General features: G+C 33.6%; 27 protein-coding genes and 1 riboswitch. Of the genes, 10 read left to right on the top strand and 17 right to left on the bottom strand.

Annotation, left to right across the window (positions count from 1 at the left end):
- Position 1: 1 nt before the first annotated feature.
- Genes GQS07_RS05655 through GQS07_RS05630 form a run of 6 tightly spaced genes read left to right on the top strand, consistent with a single transcriptional unit; the run spans position 2 to position 4,569 of the window.
- On the top strand, positions 2-628 hold the full coding sequence (locus GQS07_RS05655; RefSeq protein ID WP_158209986.1) for a thiamine phosphate synthase: 627 nt from the start codon (positions 2-4) through the stop codon (positions 626-628).
- Positions 601-1,356, top strand: coding sequence for a hydroxymethylpyrimidine/phosphomethylpyrimidine kinase (locus tag GQS07_RS05650; RefSeq protein ID WP_158209985.1), 756 nt, complete (start codon positions 601-603; stop codon positions 1,354-1,356). The genes GQS07_RS05655 and GQS07_RS05650 overlap by 28 nt, the downstream gene beginning before the upstream one ends.
- Positions 1,346-1,966, top strand: coding sequence for a thiamine phosphate synthase (gene thiE, locus GQS07_RS05645; protein WP_158209984.1), 621 nt, complete (start codon positions 1,346-1,348; stop codon positions 1,964-1,966). The genes GQS07_RS05650 and thiE overlap by 11 nt, the downstream gene beginning before the upstream one ends.
- Positions 1,963-2,733 carry a thiazole synthase gene (locus tag GQS07_RS05640; protein WP_158209983.1) on the top strand — a complete coding sequence of 257 codons (771 nt, stop codon included), beginning with the start codon at positions 1,963-1,965 and terminating at the stop codon, positions 2,731-2,733. The genes thiE and GQS07_RS05640 overlap by 4 nt, the downstream gene beginning before the upstream one ends.
- A gap of 2 nt (positions 2,734-2,735) precedes the next feature.
- On the top strand, positions 2,736-3,848 hold the full coding sequence (gene thiH / locus GQS07_RS05635; protein WP_158209982.1) for a 2-iminoacetate synthase ThiH: 1,113 nt from the start codon (positions 2,736-2,738) through the stop codon (positions 3,846-3,848).
- 10 nt (positions 3,849-3,858) lie between these two features.
- Positions 3,859-4,569, top strand: coding sequence for a HesA/MoeB/ThiF family protein (locus tag GQS07_RS05630; RefSeq protein ID WP_158209981.1), 711 nt, complete (start codon positions 3,859-3,861; stop codon positions 4,567-4,569).
- Here GQS07_RS05630 and aat read toward each other — a convergent pair whose 3' ends face one another.
- From aat to GQS07_RS05615, 3 genes are all read right to left on the bottom strand, one after another.
- A complete protein-coding gene (gene aat / locus GQS07_RS05625) occupies positions 4,570-5,214 on the bottom strand; it encodes a leucyl/phenylalanyl-tRNA--protein transferase (RefSeq protein WP_158209980.1) in 645 nt (214 codons plus the stop codon).
- A gap of 61 nt (positions 5,215-5,275) precedes the next feature.
- Entirely contained in the window at positions 5,276-5,872 is a 597-nt protein-coding gene (locus GQS07_RS05620) for a DUF3127 domain-containing protein (protein WP_158209979.1), read from the bottom strand.
- Positions 5,873-5,905: 33 nt separating this feature from the next.
- Entirely contained in the window at positions 5,906-6,778 is an 873-nt protein-coding gene (locus GQS07_RS05615) for a flavin reductase family protein (RefSeq protein ID WP_158209978.1), read from the bottom strand.
- A gap of 137 nt (positions 6,779-6,915) precedes the next feature.
- Here GQS07_RS05615 and GQS07_RS05610 point away from each other — a divergent pair, with 137 nt between their 5' ends.
- On the top strand, positions 6,916-8,055 hold the full coding sequence (locus GQS07_RS05610) for a sensor histidine kinase (RefSeq protein WP_158209977.1): 1,140 nt from the start codon (positions 6,916-6,918) through the stop codon (positions 8,053-8,055).
- Between the two features lie 46 nt (positions 8,056-8,101).
- Here GQS07_RS05610 and GQS07_RS05605 read toward each other — a convergent pair whose 3' ends face one another.
- Entirely contained in the window at positions 8,102-8,491 is a 390-nt protein-coding gene (locus GQS07_RS05605) for an HIT family protein (RefSeq protein WP_158209976.1), read from the bottom strand.
- An 18-nt stretch (positions 8,492-8,509) separates the two neighbouring features.
- On the bottom strand, positions 8,510-8,986 hold the full coding sequence (gene greA, locus GQS07_RS05600) for a transcription elongation factor GreA (protein WP_158209975.1): 477 nt from the start codon (positions 8,984-8,986) through the stop codon (positions 8,510-8,512).
- 154 nt (positions 8,987-9,140) lie between these two features.
- On the opposite strand from greA, the gene GQS07_RS05595 reads away from it, so the two are divergent.
- Positions 9,141-9,593: a Rieske (2Fe-2S) protein gene (locus GQS07_RS05595; protein ID WP_158209974.1), complete on the top strand. Its 453-nt coding sequence runs from the start codon at positions 9,141-9,143 to the stop codon at positions 9,591-9,593.
- Between the two features lie 462 nt (positions 9,594-10,055).
- On the opposite strand, the gene GQS07_RS05590 is transcribed toward GQS07_RS05595, so the two are convergent.
- The 12 genes from GQS07_RS05590 to GQS07_RS05535 form a co-directional block, all read right to left on the bottom strand.
- Positions 10,056-12,236: a TonB-dependent receptor gene (locus GQS07_RS05590; RefSeq protein WP_158209973.1), complete on the bottom strand. Its 2,181-nt coding sequence runs from the start codon at positions 12,234-12,236 to the stop codon at positions 10,056-10,058.
- Between the two features lie 78 nt (positions 12,237-12,314).
- Positions 12,315-12,403: riboswitch (TPP riboswitch) on the bottom strand.
- A gap of 71 nt (positions 12,404-12,474) precedes the next feature.
- Positions 12,475-12,876, bottom strand: coding sequence for an alternative ribosome rescue aminoacyl-tRNA hydrolase ArfB (gene arfB, locus GQS07_RS05585; RefSeq protein WP_158209972.1), 402 nt, complete (start codon positions 12,874-12,876; stop codon positions 12,475-12,477).
- On the bottom strand, positions 12,869-13,486 hold the full coding sequence (gene pnuC, locus GQS07_RS05580; protein WP_158209971.1) for a nicotinamide riboside transporter PnuC: 618 nt from the start codon (positions 13,484-13,486) through the stop codon (positions 12,869-12,871). The genes arfB and pnuC overlap by 8 nt, the downstream gene beginning before the upstream one ends.
- A gap of 72 nt (positions 13,487-13,558) precedes the next feature.
- Complete coding sequence (locus tag GQS07_RS05575) at positions 13,559-14,266, bottom strand: Bax inhibitor-1 family protein (protein ID WP_158209970.1); 708 nt, start codon at positions 14,264-14,266, stop codon at positions 13,559-13,561.
- Between the two features lie 60 nt (positions 14,267-14,326).
- Complete coding sequence (locus GQS07_RS05570; protein WP_158209969.1) at positions 14,327-14,938, bottom strand: 4'-phosphopantetheinyl transferase family protein; 612 nt, start codon at positions 14,936-14,938, stop codon at positions 14,327-14,329.
- Positions 14,939-15,019: 81 nt separating this feature from the next.
- Positions 15,020-15,856 carry a DUF4302 domain-containing protein gene (locus GQS07_RS05565; RefSeq protein ID WP_158209968.1) on the bottom strand — a complete coding sequence of 279 codons (837 nt, stop codon included), beginning with the start codon at positions 15,854-15,856 and terminating at the stop codon, positions 15,020-15,022.
- 9 nt (positions 15,857-15,865) lie between these two features.
- Positions 15,866-16,723 (bottom strand): substrate import-associated zinc metallohydrolase lipoprotein, encoded by an 858-nt coding sequence (locus tag GQS07_RS05560; protein ID WP_158209967.1) that lies wholly within the window; start codon positions 16,721-16,723, stop codon positions 15,866-15,868.
- 7 nt (positions 16,724-16,730) lie between these two features.
- Positions 16,731-18,248, bottom strand: coding sequence for a RagB/SusD family nutrient uptake outer membrane protein (locus tag GQS07_RS05555; protein WP_158209966.1), 1,518 nt, complete (start codon positions 18,246-18,248; stop codon positions 16,731-16,733).
- 10 nt (positions 18,249-18,258) lie between these two features.
- Entirely contained in the window at positions 18,259-21,615 is a 3,357-nt protein-coding gene (locus tag GQS07_RS05550) for a SusC/RagA family TonB-linked outer membrane protein (RefSeq protein ID WP_158209965.1), read from the bottom strand.
- Positions 21,616-21,879: 264 nt separating this feature from the next.
- Complete coding sequence (gene mscL, locus GQS07_RS05545; RefSeq protein WP_158209964.1) at positions 21,880-22,344, bottom strand: large conductance mechanosensitive channel protein MscL; 465 nt, start codon at positions 22,342-22,344, stop codon at positions 21,880-21,882.
- Positions 22,345-22,394: 50 nt separating this feature from the next.
- Complete coding sequence (locus GQS07_RS05540) at positions 22,395-24,836, bottom strand: bifunctional UDP-N-acetylmuramoyl-tripeptide:D-alanyl-D-alanine ligase/alanine racemase (RefSeq protein ID WP_158209963.1); 2,442 nt, start codon at positions 24,834-24,836, stop codon at positions 22,395-22,397.
- Positions 24,837-24,921: 85 nt separating this feature from the next.
- Positions 24,922-25,281 (bottom strand): DsrE family protein, encoded by a 360-nt coding sequence (locus tag GQS07_RS05535; RefSeq protein ID WP_158209962.1) that lies wholly within the window; start codon positions 25,279-25,281, stop codon positions 24,922-24,924.
- A 177-nt stretch (positions 25,282-25,458) separates the two neighbouring features.
- Here GQS07_RS05535 and GQS07_RS05530 point away from each other — a divergent pair, with 177 nt between their 5' ends.
- Both GQS07_RS05530 and GQS07_RS05525 read left to right on the top strand, forming a co-directional pair.
- Entirely contained in the window at positions 25,459-26,019 is a 561-nt protein-coding gene (locus tag GQS07_RS05530) for a YeeE/YedE family protein (RefSeq protein WP_158209961.1), read from the top strand.
- 12 nt (positions 26,020-26,031) lie between these two features.
- A complete protein-coding gene (locus tag GQS07_RS05525; protein WP_158209960.1) occupies positions 26,032-26,445 on the top strand; it encodes a DUF6691 family protein in 414 nt (137 codons plus the stop codon).
- Positions 26,446-26,484: the final 39 nt, after the last annotated feature.

The following is a 26,484-nucleotide window of genomic DNA, read 5'->3' as shown; positions in this document are numbered from 1 at the left end:
AATGGTTCTAATTACGATGCCAAATGAGGTAAAACAAGAAGCAACTCTTATCAACAAAATGTTTGATAAGGGTTTGCCCCTTGTCCACGTTAGAAAACCTGATTGTGATATTGAATACCTAAAGCTTTGGCTAAAAAAGATAGATAAACAGCACCATAGAAAGTTAGTTATACACATTTCAAACAAGGTTATTAACAACAATGAATACCTTTTTCAACAGTATTTAGAAGTTATCAACAATTTAGACAGCTATTATACACACTTATCAACAATCAATACAACACTTGTTAACAACTATATCAGTTACTTACCAAAGTTATCAACATCTGTTCATTGTATAAGTGAGTATAATAAGTTATCAACAATCTATCATAGAGCGTTCATAAGTCCAATTTACCCAAGTATATCTAAGCCTGGGTATGTATCATCAATAAATTGGACAGAGGAATTAGCTAAAAAAGACAATGCTCATACAACATTAGTAGCATTAGGAGGTATTAAGCCAACCGATATACCGGCTATTAAACAAATGGGATTTGAAGACTATGCCTTACTTGGCAGTATATGGCTATCTGAAAACCCTTTAAAAACATTTGAATTATGTCAACATTACGACCAATTGTCTTAACTATAGCAGGTCTTGACCCCACGGGAGGCGCAGGAACACTGGCGGACATTAAAACACTTGAAAACCACAGAGTATTGGGATTAGCAGTCATTACGGCAAACACAATACAAACGGAAGAGAATGTATTGACTGTCTCTTGGGAGAAACAAGCGTTTGTCGTACAACAATTATCTGCTTTACTAAATCGCTATAAACCTGATGTGGTTAAAATAGGTATTATTCCAAATTCTAAAGATTTACTTCTTTATATCAACCTCATCAAAGACAAATATCCTACAACAAAAATTGTGTGGGACCCCGTATTTAAAGCTACTGGAGCTTTTGAGTTTACAGATAATATAGAGAAAAAGACATTATTACAGATTTTAAACCAAATAGATATTATCACTCCTAATTACTTAGAGATACACGATTTGGTACAAACAAATGAAGATGCCATAGAAAAAGCACGTGAACTAAGTCAATATTGTACGGTTGTTCTAAAAGGGGGGCATAATGAGAATGCTTTAGGTTTTGATTACCTCATTCACAAACAAAACATACAAACCTTTGCTCCTAAAAAACTATCTGACTACCCTAAACACGGTTCTGGTTGTGTGCTTTCTTCTGCTATCGCTGCCAACTTAGCTTTGGGCGAACCAATAGAATATGCTATGTATAACGCCAAGCGATACATGGAAAAATACTTAGAGTCTAACCATACATTATTAGGATATCATGCTATCTAAAATTCAATATATCAGTCACGGGGATTCCCCACAAGAACAATTGTACCACATTGAAAAAGTACTTGATGCTGGACAAGATTGGATACAATACCGCTTTAAAAATACTTTATCTTCTATTCGATGGAGTACTGCCGAAAAAGTGAAAAAACTTTGTGAAACGTATAAGGCTACACTTATTATCAATGACCACGTAGATTTAGCAAAAGCAATAGATGCGGATGGTGTACACTTAGGATTAACCGACTTGTCTGTTGTTCAAGCAAAACTACTCTTACCGAACAAAATAATTGGAGGAACGGCTAATACGTATGAACATATCTTACAACGTGCGCACGAACAATGTACATACATTGGTCTGGGGCCTTACCGATTTACAACAACCAAAGCCAAACTTAGTCCTGTTCTTGGCTTAGAGGGTTATCAACAATTATTAACACAGATGAGACAGGATAATATCAACATTCCAATTATCGCTATTGGTGGAATTGAAATCAGCGATATTCATTCGATTATCCAATCTGGCGTACACGGTATCGCTTTATCAGGCCTGCTCTACAATGCGCAAGACAAAACAGAAATACTCACACAACTAAATGATATATTAAAATGAAACTACTCCACATAGCAGACAAACAATTTAACTCTCGCTTATTCTTGGGAACAGGTAAGTTTGGTTCTCCCGTACAAATGGAGGCTGCAACACTTGCCTCTGAAACAGAGTTAGTAACTGTTGCTTTAAAAAGAATTGATGCAGAAACAGAAACTGATTTACTCTTAAATCATCTGCAACATCCACACATTAATTTATTGCCCAATACCTCTGGTGCACGGAATGCAAAAGAAGCCATATTTGCGGCACAATTAGCGCGTGAGGCTTTAGAAACAAATTGGCTTAAATTAGAAATACACCCCGACCCTAAATATTTATTACCTGACCCTATTGAAACGCTAAAGGCTACAGAGGAGTTGGCTAAATTAGGCTTCGTTATTCTACCTTATATTCACGCCGACCCTGTTTTATGTAAACGCTTAGAAGATGCGGGTACTGCCGTTGTAATGCCATTAGGAGCACCAATTGGTACTAACAAAGGCTTGCGAACTATCGACTTCTTAGAAATTATTATCGAAAACAGCAATGTCCCTGTTATTGTTGATGCGGGAATAGGCGCTCCTTCTGATGCTGCTAAAGCAATGGAATTAGGAGCTGATGCAGTTCTTGTTAATACAGCCATTGCCGTAGCAGGTAATCCTGCATTAATGGCTACTGCTTTTAAAAATGCTGTTATCTCAGGCAGACAAGCTTTTGAAGCCAAACTGGGAGGTATTCGTTCTCACGCACAAGCATCAAGTCCACTCACCACTTTTTTACAAGAATAACCATGGCTTTCTTAGATACTTTTAACCAATATAACTGGGAAGACGTAAAACAAAGAATATACGCCACTACCGTACATCAAGTTGAACAGAGTTTACAACAACCTAAAAAAACGCTTGAGGATTTTATCAACCTCATCTCTCCTGCTGCTGCTCCTTATCTTGAAACAATGGCACAACTAAGTCATACAGTTACTCAAAAAAGGTTTGGTAAAACCATCTCTCTTTACGCACCGATGTATTTGAGCAATGAGTGTCAAAATATTTGTACTTACTGTGGTTTTAGTCTGGACAATAAAATTAAGAGAAAAACGCTCACTTCTCTGGAGATTAAACAGGAAGTTGATGTTATCAAGAAACAAGGTTATGACCATATTTTATTGGTAACAGGAGAGGCTAACTACACCGTGAATATTAACTATTTCAAACAAGCAGTAGAACAAATCAAAAAAGACTTTACTTCTATCTCTATTGAAGTACAACCTCTTTCTGAAGACGAGTACAGCACCTTAGCTACTTTAGGTGTTTATGCTGTTTTAGTGTATCAAGAAACTTATCACAAAGAAGTCTATAAACAGTATCACCCAAAAGGAAAAAAGTCAAACTTTGAATACCGCCTTGATACACCTGATAGAATTGGAAAAGCGGGCATACACAAAATTGGTTTAGGTGTATTACTGGGACTTGAAGATTGGCGTGTCGATAGTTTTTTCAATGCTTTACACATAAACTACTTGCAAAAAACGTATTGGCAAACCAAGTATTCTGTCTCATTTCCAAGATTACGCCCTGCTGAAGGAATGATTGAACCTAACTTTATAATGGACGACAGAGATTTAGTGCAACTGATATGCGCTTATCGCTTGTGGAATGAAGATTTAGAGATATCTATCTCTACCAGAGAAAATGAGGTATTGAGAAATAACATCATCAAATTGGGAGCTACCTCTATGAGCGCAGGTTCTAAAACTAACCCTGGTGGTTACGCTGTTGACGAAGATTCACTTGAACAATTTGAAATATGTGATAATAGGTCAACTGAGCAAATAATCGAAATGATAAAAGCGCAAGGCTATGACCCTGTTTGGAAAGACTGGCATCATTCGTATCACTCATAAACAATAGAATATGATAGACACAGCTGATTTTTTGAGATATAGCAGACAAATGGCTTTGGATAGTATTGGGGTGGAGGGACAACTACTTATCAAAAATGCAAAAGTATTAGTTATTGGCGCGGGTGGACTTGGTTCTCCTATCCTAACCTATTTAGCTACTTGTGGCGTTGGTAACTTGGCTGTAGTAGATTTTGACGTAATAGAGGAACACAACCTTCACCGTCAAATCTTATTCACGCCCAAAAATATAGGAGTTGCCAAAACAGCAATAGCAAAACAGCAAATTTACAATCTTAACCCAAACATTGTATTTACTGCTTACAACGAAAAACTAACAATAGAAAATATAGAAAAGTTATTCAGTCTATACGACTACATTATTGATGGCTCTGACAACTTTCAAACTCGTTATTTAGTAAACGATTATTGTGTGAAGTTAAATAAAACCCTTATATATGGAACCATTTTAGGTTTTCAAGGTCAATTAGCCGTCTTTAATCACAACAAGAGTAAAAACCTACGAGATTTGTTTCCTGAACCACCTAATGAAAGTGATGTCCCTAATTGTAGCCTAAACGGTGTATTAGGAACTTTTCCTGGAATTATAGGAACAATGATGGCACAAGAAGCCCTAAAAGTAATCATAGGTTTACCGCACTTAAACAATCAATTGCTTATCATAGATACCTTACATTGGGAAGTACAGAAACTCAGTTTCTGATTACTTCCTATGGAGGTATTCCATAAACTCTTCTCTGTGTATCTCACGAGCACCTAAACTGTCTAAATGATCATTATACACTTGACAATCTAACAAAGCGTAATCCTCTTCCGCTAACTTTCTTACCAAATTAATAAACGCAACCTTACTGGCATTCGGCACAAGAGAAAACATACTCTCACCACAAAATATATGTCCTAAATCCATACCGTATAATCCTCCCACCAATTGGTCTTCTTGCCATACCTCAACAGACTTTGCAATCCCCAATTCGTGTAATTTACAATATGACTCTAACATCTCATCCGTAATCCAAGTACCTAATTGTCCTTCGCGTTTTACATTCTGGCAATGCATAATTACTTCTCGAAAACACGTATTATAAGTAACCTTAAAAATATTTCTATTCAAGATATTTCGCATACTCTTAGAGACGCGTAATTCATCTAAAAACAAGACCATTCTATATTCAGGCGACCACCACGTAATCGGTTCTCCATCTTCAAACCAAGGAAAAATACCCGATTTATAAGCTAAAGCAATTCGTTCCACAGACAAATCACCCCCTATAGCAATAATACCAGATTCGTGTGTTTCATCAACAGGAGGAAAAAATAAAGTATTCTCGTCTAAAAGTACAATCATATAGTTATAAATAAAAAAAATCCCTAAGTAAGAGAACTTAGGGATTAAATTATACTATTAATTAAAATGGTAAATCATCGTGTTCCTCTTCATTATAACTTGAAGCTGGAGGGAATTGATTACCAGAATTATTATTTTGAGCAAATTGGTTGTACTGTTGTTGACCACCTTGCTGAAAGTTCTGTTGAGGCATTCCACCACCCTGTTGTTGGTTTTGATTAAAACCACCTTGTTGTTGCGTTTGGTTGAATCCACCTTGTTGGTTTGGTTGAGCAAACTGATTTGTTTGTCCAAACTGAGAACCTTGTTGTTGGTTTTGGTTAAAACCACCTTGTTGTCCTCCGTAAGACTGTTGTTGTTGGAATTGAGGAGCTTCTTGTCCTTGAGCAAAAGGCTCAATTCTCCATCCTTGAATTGTATTGAAGTATCTTGTTTCACCTTGTGGACTTTGCCACTCTCTTCCTCTCAAATTAATAGATACTCTTACTTCTTGTCCTACTTGATATGCATCTAATAAACCTACTCTATCTTGAGTAAACTCAATCATAATATGTTGAGGATATTGTTCACTTGTTGTTACAACAACCTCTCTTTTTCTAAAAGATGAGCTGATATCTTGTGTTTGTCCTATTAATCTGATTCTTCCTGTTACTTCCATGTTAATCTTTTTTACCTCGTTATTTAAATGTAACTATTTAGCTAAAATTGTTTTCCAAGCCAAAGGTACATTATTTTCTTCTAAATATATTTTTGCTTTTTTAAATTTCTCGCTTTGATTTCCCTGCTTTACTAATTCCTGAACTTCACCATTTGAAGCTACAAATTCAGCAACCTCTTCATCTGTAGGTATCTGTTCTATATTACCTAAAATACCTAAATCGTTTCCAGAGAAAACGCCACTTTCTACAACTTCTTTAGGCAAGGCATCTACCCCAACTCCTAAAGTTGTCAATGGTTTTTCAACCTCAAACATTCCTTCATTTGCACGCGTGTACCAATTGCTTCCCATACGCGCAACTAAGTCAATCTTATGTTGGTCAATATTTCCATTTTCATCCAACACCTCTTCACTTATGTGCATTTTTAACACCTCACAAATTACAAGGTTTCCAGCTCCTCCTTCATTTCCTAAAGGAATTATCTCCTGTACTGCACATTCAAATTGAACCGGACTCTCTTTAATTCTAAATGGCTTTACAATCTCAGACGGAATCATTGTTAAGCCTGATTTCACAAACTCATTAACCCCATCTTTATATTCTGTACTCGACAAAGAAGTTTGTTGTACCATTTCATAATTTACAACATTTATAACAACTTGCATCGTTGCCTGTACATTAAACAATGTGTGTTTTAAACTATTATCTCTCACCCTTCTTGAAGCCGAAAAAACTAAAATAGGTGGATTTGCACTAAACAAGTTAAAGAAACTAAATGGCGATAAGTTTGGTCGTCCATCTGCATCTACTGTACTTGCCATAGCAATAGGTCTTGGCCCTACAGCAGTTTGTAAATAGCGCTGTAAGTCAACTGTTGATATGTCTTTTGGTGTAATTGTTTTCATCAATAATTAATATTAAGTGCAAAAAGTAAAGTTACAAAAGCTTTTATGAAGGTAAAAATTTTTATTAGCTACTTAACTAAGTATGCAATTCATTTATTTTATTTACTTTTAAATACTGATTACAAATCAACAAAAAATTGACTAGAAAAAAAGAAATATTTCGCTGGACTGTCATTGCAATGGCATTCGTTACCCTATTGGTTATTTTGTGGAATACCTATTCCTTCTTTCAAACTTACAAAGAAGAAGAACGAATAAAAATGAACATCTGGGCAGAAGCATCTAATACTTTAAATGATGCAACCCAATTTGATACTGACTTATCATTACCCCTATTAATCATTACAGAAAACAGTACAATTCCTATCATACAAACAACAGATAAGGATAGTATTTTATCAATGATCAATATTGATGATAAAATTATCAACAGTTCTGAAAAAACAATACGCTTCCTCAAAAAGCTAAAATCACAAAACCCTCCTATTGAAATTAAAGTAGGGAAAAGCACACAATACCTATACTACGGAAACTCGTCTTTACTTACCAAGTTAAAGTACTATCCTATCTCTTTGGTATTAATCTTTTTGTTTTTCACTATCTTATTATTCAACTTCTATCGAAGCAATAAGATAGCCACACAAAATAGGCTATGGACAGGAATGGCAAAAGAAACAGCCCACCAAATAGGTACGCCTCTTTCGTCATTATTAGGCTGGTTAGAAATTATGAGGTTAGACAATGTAGATCCTCAAATAATTGAAGAAATCGAAAAAGACGTCAAGAAATTAGAAATAATTGCCGACCGTTTTTCTAAGATTGGTTCCAAACCACAATTAACCAACATTGATATTGTAGCAGAAACAGAGAAAATATTTTCTTATTTGCGATTAAGAAACTCTAAACAAATCAACTTTACATTTGAAAGTCCGCAACACGAAATTCTTATCCCTTTAAATAAAGAATTACACAGCTGGACTATAGAAAACTTAATTAAGAATGCGATTGATGCAATGAAAGGAAAAGGAGGCTTAGATGTCTTAATTCAAGAAAATACAAAACAAGTAAACATCTTTATCAGCGACACAGGAGGAGGTATTCCTAAAAAAATGTTCAACAAAATATTTGAACCTGGTTATACCACTAAAAAAAGAGGTTGGGGATTAGGATTATCACTAACGAAGAGAATCGTTGAAGATTTCCAAAATGGAAAAATAAAAGTATTACACTCAGAAATAGGTAAAGGAACTACCTTCTGTATTACTTATAAAAAATAAAAAGGCTGTCCTATGGGGCAGCCTCTCTTCTATCTTTCTATTAGTCCTATAAATGACTATTAATAGTTTTCGCTATACTTTCAAACTCCTCAGGAGCTAATTTTTCTTTTTTCGTAAAGCGCATATCATCCATTTCCTGTAACGGGATTAAATGAACGTGTACGTGAGGTACTTCAAGACCTACAACTGCTACACCTACTCGTTTACAAGGCACTGCTTTTTCTAAGGCAATAGCAACTTTACGAGAGAACTTCATTAATTCGATATAATGATCTTCTTCCATATCAAAAATCTTATTAATTTCTTTCTTAGGGATACACAATGTATGTCCTTTAGCATTAGGATTAATATCTAAAAATGCTAAAAAATTATCATCTTCTGCAACTTTATAAGCAGGTATCTCTCCACTGATGATCTTTGTAAAAATAGAACTCATAATATCTTATTTTTTTAATTAGTCTCTTGAGATTTCTAAAACTTCAAAATTCATAATTCCATTAGGTACTTTAATTTCAGCAACATCCCCAACAGATTTACCTAACAAACCTTTTCCGATAGGTGAAGTTACAGAAATTTTTCCTGCTTTTAAATCAGCTTCACTTTCTGCTACTAACGTGTAAGTTAATTGCATTCCGTTTGTTTGGTTTTTGATCTTAACTTTAGACAATACTAACACTTTAGAGTTGTCTAATTGAGATTCATCTATAAGTCTTGCATTAGATGCTACTTCTTCTAATTTAGCGATTTTAAGTTCTAATAAACCTTGTGCTTCTTTAGCTGCATCATACTCAGCATTCTCCGATAAATCCCCCTTGTCCCTTGCATCAGCAATAGCTTGTGATGCCTTAGGACGCTCAACGCTTTTTAACTGCTCTAACTCGTCTTTTAATTTCTTAAGACCTTCTGCAGTATAATACGAAATCTTACTCATAATTATCTGGTTTATATAAATAGAAAGAATCCCATAAAACGGGATTCTTCCTATAAAATATTTATTATTTTTTTTCGTTTAATCTATATATAAAATCTTGAACTCTATTTGTCAAAGTTAAATAATTAAATTTGTTTTGCAAATACTTTATACTATGAAAAAAGCTTTTCTATTTATTTTCTCTGTCCTAATATTGGTTGCTTGTAGTAAAAGCAATAGCAAATACGCTAACCCATATTTACCAAGTCAACCGGTGAATTTTTCAGTATATCTAAACAATCCTGATGCCTTAGAAGTACTAAACCCAGGAGGTGTTTATATAAATTATAATGAAGGAATTATGGGAGTAGCTATTTTTAATGGTGGTGGGCAGTTTTTCGCCTATGATTTAGCCTGTCCTAATCACGCAATTGAGAGACCGTGTTCTCGATTAATGCGCAAAGACAACAAAGGAGTTTATGTAAATTGTAAATGTATTCATCAACACAATGGACAAGAAGCACAATTTAGCTTGATAACTGGACAATCACTAACCCCTGGCATTAATTATCAGCTTAAACCCTATCCTGTTACTAAAAGGGGAGACTATTTAATTGTAAATTATTAGTATAATGCTTGCTATAACATTGGTAATTCCATAATATTATTTTAATTATTTGAAATCGATATCAGATACTACTCTGTTTAAGTAAAGATAGCCTCCTTGCACCTTTATTTGGGTTTTTAAAACTCTATTTCTATACAAAAAACTCAAGTAACTTCTTACAAAAACATATACTTATACTATGTATTTCAAGTACAATAATCGTTTTATGCGTGTTGCTTGTATTCTTTTTGTATATCATATGTAAAATGCTTGTATATTTTTACATAGAAAGTATACAACGGGTATACATAGAGTATACATACACTATACAAACACACTGTATAAAACCCACAAAAAAAGCCTTTTACTTTCGTAAAAGGCTTTCTGCAACAATGTAGAGCTTACGCTCCTTTTTCGACCCATCACTGCTGTAATCGTAAGTTATTTAATTTACTTTTCAATTTGTTAATCAAAAGATACAAATTAAAATTTAATTGTAAGTCCTGCTAAAATATTAAATTCTGCTTGTGGATAATATCCTGCTCCATCCATCATACTCGTTCCATCATACCCTGTCCAATAATATCCATTAGAAATATACTTCACATTAAAAATATTATTAGCCAATACAGACACTCCTATACTTCTTACCCATCCTTTAATTGGAAACTCATAAGTAGCACTTAAATCATTTACAAAATAAGAATCTAACTTAGAATTCTCTGTTTCAATGTTAGACATAAACTGTTCTCCAACAAACTTAGTCAATAATGAAACACTCATCCCATTTATAGGTAAATAAGTCAATGCGTTTGACGCTACGAAATCAGGAGAAAAAGCAATTGCTGTTGTTCCAAAATTCTTTCTTTCTCCTTCCCAGAAGTACTCGAAATTTTTGTTTTTATTTGAGCTAATTGTTACACTTGGACTCCAATATAACTTATCTAACACTTTTACATTAGCATCAATTTCTATACCTAAACGGTAACTATCTTTAGAGTTTTCTCTAACCGCTGCTCCTACATCGTTCAAATCACCAGTTACAACTAACTGATCTTTGTATTTCATATAGTATGCATTCACGTTAATTGTAGATCCATTTCCATTAAATCTCCACCCTAACTCAAAGTCATCTAAACGTTCTGCTTTAGGCAACACATCCATTTTTCTTTCTTTATAATCCGTACGGTTTGGCTCCCTATTAGCTCTTGCATAAGAAAAATAAACTTGGTTATTCTCATTTGCTTGATACGTTAAACCAGCTTTAGGATTAAAGAAAATAAAGTTTTCATTCAAATCCCCTACCTCAAGGCTCTCTGTTTGATAAGTTACACGTCTATATTGCATATCCCCAAATAAGCTAAACTTATCTGTAAACTGCCAAGTAGCTTTTGTAAAAAAGTTCATATCCGTTTTAACAGCACTATCTCTGTAGTATTCTTGCTTATAACTATGCGCTACAGCTTCTTTAGTCCATAATACTTGACCAAAGTGATCTCCTTCATACTTATTAGCACCTCCACCCATTGAAAGGCTAAAATCATCTGTGTGATAGTTTGTACTAAACACTGCACCATAGAAGTGATTATCTAATCCTTTTCTACGAATAAGATCTGTTCTATTCACTTCTTTACCATCAACTACAATAGGTTTGAAGCCATACTCTTTAAACTTTTGTTTTTTCTTATAGTTTTCATAGTATCCATCCCCTTTTGTATAGTGTAATGACACGTTTGAAGTCCAACTATCAGACCAACGCTCACTCCAATGTAATTGGTAATGATTTTGGATATAGTTATCCGTTTCATTGTTGTAAAATTGTACATTACCTTCATCATCTTTATAATTTCCAGCTGGGTTATAACGACGACCATATTTATCAATATCTGCCTGTTCAACACCATTCCACGCTTGGTAAGTTTTTTGTTTTCCACCGAAAACAATTGCTTTAACCAAAGACGAATTACCTACATAAACTCCTTGTAAATAGTATGATTTCATTTTTGATTCAGCACGATCTATGTATCCATCTGAATGCATATCAGATAAACGACCAGCGATTTCAAATTTGTTATTCATCAACCCTGTGCTGAATTTTACAGTTGATTTTCTGGTGTTATAACTACCAAAAGAGTTTGAAATTTCTCCGTTAGCATCGTGAGAATAGTCATCTGTTTTTAGATTTAAACTCGCTCCAAAAGCCGCAGAACCATTTGTAGATGTTCCTACCCCTCTTTGCAATTGTAAACTTTGAACAGAAGATGTAAAGTCAGGCATATTAACCCAGAAAGAACCTTGAGATTCACCATCATTATACGGTATTCCGTTTAAAGTTACGTTTACCCTTGTAGCATCAGAACCACGAACTCTAAAACTTGAATATCCCACACCATTTCCTGCATCTGTAGTAGTAACAACAGAAGGCATATATCCCATCATAGACGGAATATCTTGTCCTAAGTTACGAGCAGCTAAGTTTTTCTTTGATAAATTGCTATATGCAATAGGTGTTTTGTCGTCAATCTTAACAGCAGATAAAACAATTTCATCCAACGAAGTATGGTGGATCGAATCATTAACTTGTTTTTCTTGGGCTAAAGAAGACATTTGTGCACTAACGCACAAGGTAAGAGCTAATAAAGGATTAGTTAGTTTTTTTTTCATTCGTAAAAAATACTTTCACAAATAAAAGGGGCAATTATTTAATAGATTAATAATTACACTTATTCCATAGCAACCGTTGAACAACGATTACTTTACTCCCTTGGCAGCATTACCCGCCCAGGTTCTATGGGTATGATCTCAGCCGTACGGCACCCCTTTGAGATTTATTTTGCAAAGGTAATAATAAATCTCATATTGTAGTTATAACTGAAATAGATTTAGTTATCTATCCTTTTTACTAAAAATTCGGTCTCTTTCTAAGTGCTTTTTTCAACGACATTTGTTGTTTATTGTCTTTTCTCTTTAAGATAGCACGTCTTGGAACTTTTGTTTCACGTCTCGGTTTCTCAATCTTTAAGCCCAATGCCAAAAGCTGGAAAAAACGTTCTATAACAATCTCTTTATTTTTAATCTGACTACGCGTACTATCGGCATCCATAACCAACAAGCCATCTTTCGATATTCTATTGCTAAAACGTTCTAAAAACAACGTTTTCTCATCTTCTGAAAGACCTTCTGAAGCACTGCAATTCCAAGAAAGCACAACCTTTGAAGACACTTTGTTGACGTGTTGTCCACCAGCACCTCCACTGCGCACTGCTTTAAAATCTAATTCTCTTTCTATTATTTCCTTATTCATTTTCTGCTTTTAAAATTTTATACCACGATATATAAGCCATAATCGCCAATATGGTAAAGATAGCGAATTGCACTGCCAATATTCCTAACCCTCTATAAGCATACAAAGGAATAGATATAATATCAGCAAAAATCCACAAAGTCCAGTTCTCTATTTTCTTTAGTGCCATATAGTACATCCCAGTAAAGAAAACTCCTGATGTAAAAATATCGATATAGTTCTCTGGCATAATCTCATTTCCAGCTACTTTATAAACGCCGAAGATTACGAAAAGAGTAACCACAAAAATGAGAAAACCGTATAACTTTTCTTTGTTATTTGTTCTACTAATTTTAAGCGAATCCTCTCCCCCTTTGCCACGCGACCAATTATACCAACCATAGATACTCATAATTGAATAGTACCCATTGAGTACCATATCTCCTAAATACCCCGCTTTATATAATAAATAAACGGTAATAACTGTTGCTATTAATCCTGTAGGAAAGACAAGTATATTTTCTTTTCCTGCATACCAAACACTAAAAATTCCGAAGAAAAAAACGATAATCTCTAATACGATTTGCAATGTAGTGGCATCTTTATAAGCGCCAAAGAAAAATTCGAACATAAGAAAATGATTTAATAAAAAACCGCGTATCCAAAAGGAACGCGGTTCAAAAGTATAATTTATTAACTACAATTAGTTATTTCTACTCATTAATATTCTTAAGATATACCAGAATAAAAGCATTAAAGAAGCAAATAAAGACAACGCAGCTGGAACATATTGATCAGCAGCATACTCGTTTTTAATTTGCCAAGTTGAATATAAAATAGATCCTGATGCTAAAGCTACCATCGCTAAAGAGAACCATAAACCTAAGTTAAATCCAAATATCATTCCTGCAATCATAGTACCTAATGCAAGGAAGAAACCAATCGTTAAAATAGATCGCAAAAATGAGAAATTAGCATTAGAACCAAACACTACTCCTGTTAATCCACCAAATAACGCTAAAGTTAGAATACCTGCCTGAACGATTAAAGAACCATCATTAGTCATTTGCATTGCAACGTAAAGAATCGGAACAAAAATAAATGCTTCAGCCAATACATAAAGTGCAAAACCAGCATATTGTTTCGGTTTGTTCACTGTTTCATTAGCTAATTTTTGAGCATACCAAGTAACCCCCATAAAAGCTCCTAAAACAATAAGCCAAGAGAATCTACCCATACCCATTAATTGAAACATTCCTTCTACAACAATAGGCGTATTTAATAATACTGTTTCGAAAACGATAAATGCTAAAACACCTATTGCAAGGTTTGCATACGTCTTCTTATAAAACTGTGCTTTTACAGCTTCTGACTCGTGAGCAACTGCCACGTAATTAAAGTTATTTTCCATATCAATCTATATATTTTCACTCCAAAAATACAATTTTAGAGTTATAAACAAACTATTATTCTATTTTTCAAAAGCATAGACTAATAAAAAATCTTCTAAGTCAACACTTTCAAAACTAAATTGTTTATTGAACGCTTTAGCATTCACCTCACAAATACTTTGCCTAACATCGACAGACATATGATCTTTAAAACTTAAACTACGAGAGTCACACATTTTAAACATAGCCTCTTTTGCACACCAAATTGTTGTTAATTCGAGAATATCATTATCGCTTTCCTCAACAGCTGCTAACTCATTTAAACTACAAAACTTAGCTGCAATACGCTTAATCTTTTCTCTTTTCATTTCTATGTCAATACCTACATTTTCATTACTTATAATAATCGTAGCATATTGAAATGAATGCGAAATAGAAATACACTTCTTATCTGTTAGATAAGGTTTGCCATTAGTATCATATAGCAACTCACTATCGCTATATCCAGCAACTTTAAGTAATTGTCTAATGCTTAAAAATCCTTGTTTGTGAACCTCAGATTTCATACTGCTTAAACGAGTACTACTTGCCTCTCGCAAGTTTACTCCAGCAAGTAGTTCTTCAACAGATTCTTCAATCCTCCAAAGATAAACAATAGCATTTCCTGTATCTGTAACCTTTAATAATGGCATTCTTTTGCTTTAATAAATGAGATTCAAAGATACTACAATACAAGACAAAAAAAAGAGCCGCTATCGCGGCTCTTTTAAAATTTATTTGATAATAACTCTGTTAGTACCAACTTGTGCTACATAAGTAGTTCCATCTTTAACAAATTCCGAAACTGAAGTTCCATCTTCGAATTCGATAGCTGGACTAATAACAATTCCATCTTTTCTAAACCCGATTCCAATACCACCAGTACCATTTACAGATTCTGTTTGATCAGCATTTAAAACCCAAGCCCATCTTGTATTTCTGTCAAATTGGAAACTAAATGTAGTTTCTTCACCATTTTCAACTAATACTAAATTTCTCTTTACATTCAATGCATTCTTAGTATCGTAATGGAATTTAATATCTTCCCAATCGCTCTCTTGAGCTCTTTCGAATTTAACATTCACACCACTTCTAACAGTAATGAAATCTAAATCAAGTCCATTTTTAGCATTAAACAAGAACTCAAAGTCTCCTTCAAAACCTTTTCCTTTTTTACCAGGTGCGATTTGATTATTTCCTAACATATGAATATGGTTAGGAGTATTAAACATCAAGCTTACAGTAGTACTCCATCCGATTTTATACTCACTTTCTATAACTTTCAAACCATTATAGCTTTGATAATCAAAATCACTAATCATTTCAACGTTAGTAGCATCTTTAAATTTCATTAAGTGCGTATAACCACCGAATTTTTGATCATTCGTAAAGTAGGTAGCTTTCCATCCGAACTCGCTTGATAAAAGATCGTTTGTTAAATCTTTTTTTCTATTCTCAAAACGTTCAGTTGGATTTTCATCAAACTTACTTTCAAAGTTATCACTACTACAAGAAGCAAACATAGCTATTGCTCCAAAAGCAATAAAAGCTTTTAATATATTTTTTCTCATCTCTAACTTTTATTTTTTGTTAACAGCTTTCTCTGTATTTGCAGTTGTTAAGTTACAAAGCTCATAAAAATCAATTCCGAATGCTTCTTTGTAATATTTAACTACGAAAGCCTCCTTTTGTTGAATCTTAGCTTTTCCTTCTGGATATGGATTATCTTTCACCAATTTGTTATAAGCATTGATATCCTTTAACATCCAAGAAGCTTGTTCTGCAAAATCCTCAGTAGCATTAGAACGAGCGTAAGTAGAAATAAATCCTAACTTAAATGCTTCTGGTAATTTACCATTTTGCCAGTCACCTCTATATGCACCACTAATCTTACCATATTCTCCTTCATCAAAAGGAATAGCTTGGTTTAAAATGTGAACATATTCGTGTTGAATAGTATGAATAAATTCTTCAACTTCTGCTTTATTCTTAGTATCTAAATAATTCATTGAGAATAAAGAAATTCTTACACCTTGCTCAGCTAACCCTAAAGTTACAGTATTAGTTGTGTTAGCATTTACTGACCCAACCATTACCAATTCTCTTGGTGCAGTTTTCTTAACAAACATTTCCCCAGCAATTTCTTTGTAACTATCTAACCAAATAGTCTTAATTACTTCAAGAGCTGGTTGTACTTTATTTACTTCAATCGGAGTTAAAAAACGTGCTTGGTCAACTTTATATGGATCCCATTTATAAAAAACAGCCATATTGTATGGATAAGTGTAGTTATCATCAATCCATGTATCCAACGCATTTTTTTGTTCAGGAGTAGTATCTAATCTTGAATCCCCTAAACTATCTTCTTGAGAACATGCTGTTAAACCGAACATAGCAGTTAAACAACATAAACTTACAAATCTTACAATTTTCTTCATAGTCAAATTAGTTTCTTGGGTTATCTGGTATTCCAGCAGCTGTTACGTGTAGAGGTAAAGGTAATTGACGTCTTGGGTCATCTTTTCCTAATACTAACTTCTCTCCTGAAACAAATTCATGTGTTACAACAATATTGAAACGCTTAACATCGAACCATCTTTGTCCTTCTTGAATAAACTCTCTACGTTTTGCTTCTAAAATAGCATTCATAACAATAGCTTGTTCATTTGTCATTTCAAAGGCAGGTGTTAAATAACCTTCTTCAGCAGGATATAATGCTTTCAATTTAGCAATATCAACTTTCTTATCAGAAGAAGCAACATACCCTTCAGTACGAGCTGCTAAAAAGAAGTTCAATCCGTCAACAGCTTCTTGAACTCTATTAGTCATTACTAAAGCTTCTAATCTATTAAGATAAACCTCATCGTTACTCAATAATACAAAGTTAACGAAAGGTAACCCAGTTCCAGCAGATGGATCATCTAATCTAAAGTACTCTCCTAATTTAGGATAAACCATAGTTTTTTGACCATTGAAAGAACCAGAATCATATAACCACCATTTATTCCAAGGGTTTTTCGAGTTAATTATACCTTGACTTTGAATAGTCGCACCCATAATGATTCCTTCGTCAGCACCTGTTAACCAGAAGCGAGAATATCTATTATAACGGTTATAAGAAGAAACAGCAGTAGTTAACAATAAGTTAGTTCTAACAGATGGTCTACTATACTGTTGGAATTTAGCATTTAAGTTAATTGCATTAAATTCAGCATAATCTCTAATAAAAGCACTTGGATTAGCAGCTAAATATTCTGAATGTTCTAAAACCTTCTCAAAATTCCCCATAGTTAGATAGAAACGAGATGCAAATGCATGTCCTGCTGTTCTATTAAAGTGAAATTTCGGTTGTTTATAATTATCCGTTAATAATGGAAGACCTTCTAATAAATCCTTTTCAATATTTGCATAAACTTCTTGAACAGTACCTCTTGAATACTCTTGAATTAATTTACGCTCTGGTTTATTTACGTATGGAATACCAACATCTGAAGCAGCTGTAGCTGGATTATAAGCTTTAGACCATAATTGAACTAACATATGGTGTGCATAAGCTCTCGCCATTAATGCTTCACCTCTTAATGCGTTTAATTTACCGTCATCATTACCAAGCTTATCAATAGCATCTAACGCCTCGTTTGCAGCAGCAATAGCTTTATAACAACCATCCCAATAAGCAGAAGGTGAATCTTGAGATATTCTCTCTTCTAACTCCCATTTAAATTCTGATAAATGATAGTCAATTGTCATTGTTTCATCTCCACAATCCCAAACGTTATCAGACATTAACTCTGTAAATGAAGGATAACCATACTGAGGATAAGCAGTAACTAAAAGCTCTCCAATTTTTACAGAAGAGTCTAACTGAGTTCTGTTATCTGGAATCTCAGATAAGAAATCACTACATGATGTAAAACTTGCAGCTAATATTAAGCTTGCAATTAATATTTTAACTCTTTTCATAATCTATAATTTAGAATCCTACATTTAAAGTTAAAGTGTATTGCGTAGTTACTGGCATTGCAACACCACCACTTCTAAAGAACTCAGGATCTTGTCCATTTAATTTCTTGTCAGCATAAATCAACCAAGGGTTACTTGCTGTAGCTCTAACTGAGAAATTAGATAATTTCAATTGTTTCTTTAACAAATCAGGGAACTCGTAGCTTAAAGAAACATCTTTTAATCTTACGAAACCACCATCAACAATACGTGCATCAGAATAGTTATACGTATTATAAGCTTTACTAATATTTGAGCTACCGTAGTTAGCAATCTGCCAAGCAGAAGCAATAGTAGGAATATCAGTTATGTGCTCATCACCAGGATTAATCCATCTATTTTGGAAAGATTTAGTGAATACATCTAAGTCTGTATAATTTCCTTTGAAATCTGGGTTTAATCTAATTTTGTTACCACCTGAAGCCACAATGAAAACATTTAATGACCAGTTTTTGTAACTAAAAGTATTTGTAATACCTAAAGATTTGTTAGGCTCAACAGATCCTTCATATTTTAAATATCCTGTGATGTCAGTTCTATCTTGGAAGTTAGCTCCAAACACGTTATTAGTAACACCATCAGCTAAAACGAAAGTAGGAAGACCTTCTCCGTTTAATCCTGTAAATTGGTAAGAATAAATACTGTTTCTTGCTCTTCCAACTACATTACCTCCTGTAGGACCAACTAAATCAATAACTCTCGAAATATTCTGAAGTCTTGTAATTTCTTGATCGTAGTAAGAAGCATTAATAGTAGTAGTCCAGTTAAAATCAGGAGTACTAATATTTCTTGTAGTTAAAGCTACCTCAATACCTTTAGTAGTCATATCTGCATTATTACCTAATTTAGATCTTTGTCCACCAATACCACTTGTTGTTACAACATCAATTAAGTCAAACGCTTTTCTTTGATAAGCATCAACTACTAATTGAACTCTATTATTCCATAAACCTAAGTCAAATCCAACGTTTAATTCGTGTTGTTTTTCCCAAGTTAAATCACCGTTTTGTAAATCTTCGATTTCTAATCCTGGCTCTCTTTCTCCAGTAAATTGTCTATCAGTAATCATACTTTTGTAAATAGCTAAAGAGTTAGTAGCAGGACCTGCAGTAGCAGTTAATCCGTAAGAACCTCTGAAGCTTAAGTTACTGATTGTTTCATTATCCAATAAGAATTTCTCTTGTTTAGCATTCCATTTTCCAGAAACAGTCCAAGTTGGTAACCAACGAGAAGCATTACTATCTCCTTGTCTGTTAGAACCATCATAACGTCCAGTTAAAGACAAGATATATCTGTTATCATAGATATAAGAAGCTTTACCAAAGAAACCTACAGTTCTTTCACGCTCTTCATCAAACTCATAATAAGTTCCACCATCAGAAATAATTTTTTCTAATAGACGAGGGTCAGTATAAGGAACATATCCTTTATTAAATTGTAATCCGAAAGCACTTAAATAGTCATAATTTCTATCTACTGAACGCATTTCAGTACCAACAAATGCTTCTAATTCGTGTTTATCAGCGAAAACATCTTTATAGCTAATACTGTTTCTTACGTTATAAGCTAATAAGTTATTGTTGTGACGGTATCTGATACCACCTTCTGGTAAAACAGGAACTTTAATTCCATCAGGATCGTTTGGATCTTGATATAAGAAAATATTTTGTTTGTTAACGATAGTTGTTTCGTTTGCATTATAAGCACCAACCACGTTAGATCCTTCATAAATATTGTGGTCACGTTTTGACATTGCATAACGTACAGACGCACTACCATTATAAGTTAACTTAGGTAAAATTTTATATTCAGCATCAATTTGAGCTTTAATATCTTTAACGTTCATATCGATTTCGTTATTTTCTAACTCATTCAATACGTTAAAAGGAGCCCAGTTCATACGGTAATACTCGTAGTTACCACTTCCATCATAAGCACGTAAAGTTCTTGATGTATTTAAAGCATAGCTAAATGGGTTGATATCAAAGTCTCTTGAAGTACCACCATTAACTACGTCAGTTTTACTACTGTAACTTCCTGGCGCTTTTTGATCACGGTTAGAGAAGTTAACACCAAATGATAAATTAAATTTATCTGTAACGAAGAAAGTATTTTTTGTATTAATAGTTAATCTACGTACTTGGTCAGCAATAGTCCATCCTGGATCAGTGTAGTATCCAATAGATGTAAAGTATGCATTGTTTTTACCACCTCCAGAGAAGCTTAAAGTATGGTTTTGAGTAATACTTGGTCTAAATAACTCTTTGAACCAGTTTGTATTAGCCATTTCATACGGCTGTAAAAACTTATTTTTATCAGAATTAAAGTTACTTACAACAAATGATCCATCAGGATTAACTTGTCCCATAGAACGAGCTAATAAGTTGTAAACTCCACCATATCTATTTTGAACAACATCAGGATACTCTAACAATCCTTTTCCTGACATCTCTTGTAAAATAGACATATTTTCTTGAGAGTTTAAAATATCATATTGTGCATAACTTGGCACAGTACGAATAGCATTTTCCATAGTATAGTTAATTCTCATTGGAGAATCTTTGATACCAGATTTAGTTGTAATAACAACAACACCATTCATTGCACGAGAACCGTAGATAGAAGTAGCAGAAGCATCTTTTAAGATTTCGATACTAACAACATCATTACTGTTCAATCCTGCAATAGCAGAACTTAATAAAGTTTCAGAGTTTCCAGAAGCTAAGTCTTGGAAAGAAACGTTTACGATATCCTCTTGAACAACACCATCAATAACCCATAATGGTTTAGTGTCTCCAAGAATTGATGATGAACCACGAACAGTGATTTTAGGAGCAGAACCAAAAGTACCAGTAACGTTTTGTACTGAAACCCCTGCAGCTTTACCTTCAATCATTCTACTTACGTCAGCTACACCATCTACTTTCAATTCTTTTTCAGAAATAGTACTTACCGCTCCTGTGAAAGTTCTTTTAGAAAGCTTTTCATAACCTGTAGTAATAACAACTTCATCAATCATTTCTGTAGCCTCAGCTAAAGATACGTTAACAATAGATTGCGCTCCTACCTTTTTTTCAACAGTGTTGAATCCCATGAATTCAAAAACTAATACAGTTTCATTACTCTTAACTTTAATAGAGTAATTACCGTCTAAATCAGTTTGAACTCCTTCTTTTGTGCCTTTAATAAACACAGTCGCACCTGGTAATGACATACCGTCATCTGCAGCTACAACTTTACCTTTAATTTCTTTATTTTGAGCATATACGCTACCACTTATAGTAAGCGTCATAAACATCAAAAAGAAATGAAGTAGAAATTTCCTCATACTTATTAACTATTTATTATTTTATCGTTAACAAATAACTAACAAAAATTCCACAAAGTCAACCTTGATTTAAGTTTTTATAAAATATTATTTAACAAAGATATAACTACTACTTTATTCATCATTTAGGCTTTTTTACAGAAAAAAACGCATTAAAATATATAAAAATAACACAATCAATAATTAGCATAAAAAAAGCCACGTTTGTTTAAACGTGGCTTTAACAACATATATTGTTTTATTTAACCTAATGAAAGTTAACTTTTACTTTTGATTTCTTAACAAATCACGGATCTCAGATAACAACTCCTCTTGTGACGGTCCTTTTGGCTCTTCAACAGCAGGAGCAGCTTCTTCTTCTTTCTTTTTAGTTAATTTCTCTTCTGCTTCTCTTAATTTATTTATCCCTTTAACAAGCATAAATACAACTAAAGCTAATAATAAGAAACTAATCACTTCAGTAATGAAATTACCATAAGCAAAAACTACAGCTCCTTCTACAGCTTTAGCATCTGCCAATGCAGCTCCTTCTGTAACAGTACCTTTTAACACTGTATACATATTTGAAAAATCTGGTGTACCAATTACAGCAGATACAAGCGGCATAATTACATCGTTTACAGCACTGGTAACAATTTTACCAAATGCACCACCGATAATTACCCCAACTGCAAGGTCCATTACATTACCCTTGACAGCGAATTCTTTAAATTCTTTTACAAATCCCATAGTCTTCTTTTTTTTAGTATTGAGTTTAAGTGAGCAAAAATAGTACAAATTTACTCTTCATAAAAAATTCTTTTCACACGTTGTGCTACACTTGTCAATATTTCATACGGAATAGTGTTAATTCTATTCGCAATTAGTGTAACTGGTAAATCTTGTCCGAAAATAATTACCTCATCCTCTTCTACACAATCAATTGCGGTAACATCAACCATTAACATATCCATACATATTGAGCCAGCAATTGGTGCTTGCTGTCCATTAATTAACACATATCCTACTCCATTTCCCCAAGAACGATGTACGCCGTCTGCATACCCAATAGGTACTGTTGCAATCTTCGTTTTTCCAACCGCTCTAAAGCGACGTCCGTACCCAACACTTTCTGCATCTTCAATTTCTTTTATCTGCATAATACGTGTTTTCAATGTGCTTACATTATGTAATTGTTTCATCTCCTCTTCATCATTCCCTACACCATATAAACCAATTCCAACGCGAACCATTTCCATTTGATACGCTGAAAAATTATAAACTCCAGACGTATTCAAAATATGACGTATAGGTTGTATATCAAGACTACTCATTAAGTAATCTGCATTTTTGGTAAACATATTAATCTGATCCAAAGTAAATTCACGATACTCTGGCATATCACTTGACGATAAATGTGAAAAAATCGACTTAACTTCTACAACATTTGTAGTCTTTAGCAATTCTACTAACTCTTGAAGTTCATTGGTTAAAAAACCGTGTCTATGCATTCCAGTGTCTAACTTAATGTGAATTGGATATTGATAACAATTGCGCTCACGAGCTACTTTTAGAAAAGCGTTCAATTCTCTGACAGAATAGACCTCTGGTTCTAAGTCATACGCAATCATAGCAGAAAACGTACTTATCTCAGGATTCATTACAATAATTTTAGTATTAACACCTGCTTTACGCAAATCAATACCCTCATCCGCAAATGCCACTCCTAAATAGTCAACGTTCTCGTGTGCTAATAATTTTGCTATCTCAAAACTACCATTACCATATCCAAACGCCTTAACCATAACCATAATCTTAGTCTTACTTTCTAATTTAGAACGGTAGAAGTTCAAATTATGTCGTATGGCATTTAAGTTCACCTCTAAAACTGTCTCGTGCGTTTTTGTTTCCAAGGCAGTAACTATCTTATCAAAGCGAAATGCTCTTGCTCCCTTGATTAAAATTGTCTCATCTGAAAAATCTTCAACAGACATTTTTTGAAGAAACTCTTCTGTTGTTTTAAATAAGTAAGTATTTGGAATACCATATAAGTACTCTGTTATATGATTCCCAATTCCTATTAAGCGTGTAATATTATTATTAAGGAGTAACGAACGAACTAAATCATACAATTCAGCTTCTTCAAAACCACTTCTAAACACATCTGATAGAATAACAGTTTTAGACTTATTTATCTTGTGTTTCTCTAAAAAGTCAAGGGCAATTACTAACGACTGATAATCGGCATTATAAGCATCATCAATTAAAGTACAATTATTCAATCCGTCTTTTAACTGCAATCGCAATTCAACTGGATATAATAATTCTATGCGATGCTTAATTATTTCAGTCGAATAATTCATTAATAGCATCGTAGTGATACAGGTAAGAATATTGCGAACAGAAGCATTATCTGAAAAAGGTAAATTAACTTCAAAAGCAGATTTAGCATTTGGAGTAACTATTAACGTATCATTCTGCAAAGACGCAAAAACTTGTGCTTCTTTATTGTCAAAACTCCAACAATACAACTTGTCTTTTGGTAAGAAAGAGGTAATGCGAATATCGTCTTCACAAACGATGTTATCAACATTTGTAAACAACTTAATCTTTTCTTGAATTTTTTGTTCTACACTCTCAAACCCTTCGCTGTGTTCTTCAGTAATAGCAGTAAACACACCTATTGTAGGTTTAACTATTGGCTCTAATCGTTCCATCTCACCGATAGTCGAAATACCAACTTCAAATATTCCAAGATTGTGTTTCTCCTCAATTCCAAAAACAGAAAGAGGAACTCCCGTTTGAGAATTATAACTCTTCGGACTCTTTATAACAGAGAACTCTTCATTTAGTAAAAAGTTCAACCATTCTTTCACTACAGTCTTTCCTTTACTTCCTGTTATTCCAATTACAGGTAAATTAAAATGACTGCGATGAAAATTAGCTGCTTTTTGGAAAGCAGCTAATGTATTCTTTACTTTAAAATAAACGACACCAGAAGTTTCATTAGGTAGATTATCTTCTGATACCACAAAATACTTAACTCCTTTTGTGATTAACTCATTTATATATATGTGCCCATTGTGGTTCTTTCCTTGCAAAGCAAAAAATAACGTATGCTCATCATTTAACAAAGACCTACTATCAACAGAGATATTTGTAATTGTCAAATTATCTTGGGCATTCTCTCCCAAAACCTCTGCTCCTAAAAACGTACAAAAAGCATTCGTATCAATATTCATTACTATTTTTTATTTCAAAAAATTCTACTTGCAAAAGTAAAGAGAGTTTCAATTAAACGACTTTTAAAAGGCGTAATATTTACAACTAAAGGTTACACTTAATATAAGCCCATCCTTGTTCTTGCTTTTCAATTATATCAACTAATCCTGATGGTACAAAAGCTACTCCTTCAATAATATCATCTTCCGATATCATTCTTGCATTCATCGTATTTTGACACGCATAGAACTTTATCCCCTTCTGCATAACTATTCTCAATCCTTCTCCAACCATCGTTTTACTTTTTCGCACCATACCAATTCCAGGTCCGTGTACAACAACGTGAATTACTACATCATCTGCCCAGTGATTTTTCACATTTGTGATATACGTAATCAAAGCATTTTGCTCAATTATATTATCTGTGTTTAATTGAAAAACTACTTTGTGATTAGCTTCTTTCATAATCTTCTCTTTTAAATTTATGATTTAATTTTTGGTTTTATAAAGCTATGAAAAACCTCACTAATAGTACCACTTATTGCCAAATATCTTTTTTGCAGTAGTGTATCCTAAGTTACATTCTGTGTCATTTTTAATAGAGACCTTTGTACTATTATTAATTCTTTAAACAATAAGAAAATGAGTTGGATATTTGAGCCTTGGCCGTGGTATCTTGGTGGATTATTTATCGCAATCACCTTAATATTATTATTACTTCTTGGTAAATCTTTTGGTTTTTCATCAAACTTGCGAACTATGTGTTCGATGATGGGAGCTGGTAAATCGTGTGATTTCTTCTGCTTTAATTGGAAAGCACAAACGTGGAACTTACTTTTCTTAGTAGGTACAATTGCAGGAGGTTTTATTGCATATCACTTTTTAAGTGTTGACGCAGCTGCTATTCCTTTAGGAGAAAACACCATTCAAAAATTAAACGAATTAGGAATTGAGAGTGCTGGTAAAGCTTATGTACCAACAGAACTTTACAGCAACGAAACTTTCTCTTCTTTAAAGAATATTGGAATTTTAATCTTAGCTGGTTTCTTTGTAGGTTTTGGTTCTCGTTATGCTGGTGGTTGTACATCAGGACACGCTATTAGTGGATTGAGTAATCTACAATTACCTTCATTAATTGCTGTAATTGGTTTCTTCATTGGAGGTCTTATTATGGTTCATTTATTATTTCCATTCATCTTTTAAATTATATTCGAAATGAAAAAATTAGCTTATTTATTCGTAGGAATGATATTCGGAATTGGAATGTTTAAATCAGGAGCCGCTTCTTGGTTTAGAATTTATGAGATGTTCCAATTTGACAGTTTCCATATGTATGGTATTATGGGAACAGCATTAACTATAGCAGTTATAGCAACACAAATTATCAAAAAGAAAAACATTAAAGACTTCTCTGGTAACCCAATCATATTTACTCCAAAAGATATGAGTATTCCAAGGTACTTATTTGGTGGAATAATCTTTGGATTAGGATGGGCACTTGGAGGAGCTTGTCCAGGACCTATGTTTGCTAACTTTGGTGCAGGATTCTACTCAATTATCTTCGCTATTGTTGGTGCACTTCTTGGTACTTGGGTTTATGGATTAGTGAGAAAATACTTACCTCATTAATCAACAATACTTAGCTTTTGAAATACTGCATACACAAAA

Origin of the sequence: Myroides phaeus (assembly GCF_009799805.1) — a bacterium.
GTDB lineage: Bacteria > Bacteroidota > Bacteroidia > Flavobacteriales > Flavobacteriaceae > Flavobacterium > Flavobacterium phaeum_A.
Note: the sequence above shows the minus strand (reverse complement) of the source record. Positions and strands in the feature narration are given on the sequence as shown.